The following is a 1347-nucleotide window of genomic DNA, read 5'->3' on the forward strand; positions in this document are numbered from 1 at the left end:
ACCGCCACCACGGCACCCCCGGCCCCGCCCGGCCGCCGTACGCCCGTCCGCCGCACCCGGGTGCTCGCCCTCGCCGAGGCGCGCTGGGCCGCCGCCGCGACCGCCGCGTTCCTGCTCGCGCTGCCGCTCCAGCTCATGGGTGCGAGCGGCTGGCTCTGGGGGCCGCTTTACGCGATCGCGTACGTCACCGGTGGCTGGGAGCCCGCGCTCGAAGGGCTGCGGGCCCTGCGCGAGAAGACCCTGGACGTCGACCTGTTGATGATCGTCGCGGCGCTCGGCGCGGCCGCGATCGGGCAGTACATGGACGGCGGCCTGCTGATCGTCATCTTCGCCACGTCGGGCGCGCTGGAGGCCCTGGCCACCGCGCGTACGGAGGACTCGGTGCGCGGGCTGCTCGACCTGGCCCCGGCGACCGCGACCCGTGTCACCGCGCATGGCGAGGAGGTCGTGGAAACGGCCCAACTGGCCGTTGGGGACGAGGTGCTGGTCCGGCCCGGCGAGCGGATCGGTGCCGACGGGCGGGTCGTGGACGGGGCGAGCGAGGTCGACCAGGCCACGATCACTGGCGAGCCGCTGCCGGTGCCGAAGGCCGCGAGGGCCGCAGGGGCGGCCGGGTCGGCGGGGCCCGCAGGCTCCGTCGGGTCCACAGGCTCCGTCGGGTCCGCACGTTCCGTCGGGTCCGCAGGCTCCGTCGACGATCAGGTCTTCGCGGGCACTCTCAACGGCACCGGCGCGCTGCGGGTGCGCGTCGAGCGCGACCCGTCTGACACGGTCATCGCGCGGATCGTCGCCATGGTCGAGGAGGCGTCCCGTACCAAGGCGCCCACCCAGCTGTTCATTGAGAAGATCGAGCAGCGGTACGCGGTCGGGCTGGTGGTGGCGACCCTCGCGGTCTTCGGGGTGCCGCTCGCCGTCGGCGCTGAGCTCTCCGGCGCGCTGCTGCGGGCCATGACGTTCATGATCGTCGCGTCGCCGTGCGCGGTGGTGCTCGCCACCATGCCGCCGCTGCTCTCGGCGATCGCCAACGCCGGGCGGCACGGGGTGCTGATCAAGTCGGCCGTGGTGATGGAACGCCTCGGGCAGACCGACACCGTTGCATACGACAAGACGGGAACACTGACCGAGGGGACACCCCGCGTCACCGAGATCCACCCCGAACCGGGCTTCTCCGAAACGGAGTTGCTGACACTCGCCGCGTCGGCCGAGCACCGCAGCGAGCATCCGCTCGCCCGCGCGATCGTCCGGGCGGCCGAGGAGCGCGGGCTCGCCCTGCGCGCGGCCCGCGACTTCACCTCGATGCCGGGGCGCGGGGTGGCGGCGCGGGTCGACGGGCGGGCGGTGTCGGTG

At 74.2% G+C, this 1347-nt stretch carries 1 protein-coding gene; it reads left to right on the plus strand.

Annotated features, from left to right (window positions below):
* The coding region (locus tag U9R90_RS36260; RefSeq protein ID WP_411061758.1) for an HAD family hydrolase at positions 1-1347 on the plus strand (1347 nt) is incomplete at both ends.

The organism is Streptomyces sp. E11-3, from assembly GCF_046540415.1.
Lineage (GTDB): Bacteria > Actinomycetota > Actinomycetes > Streptomycetales > Streptomycetaceae > Streptomyces.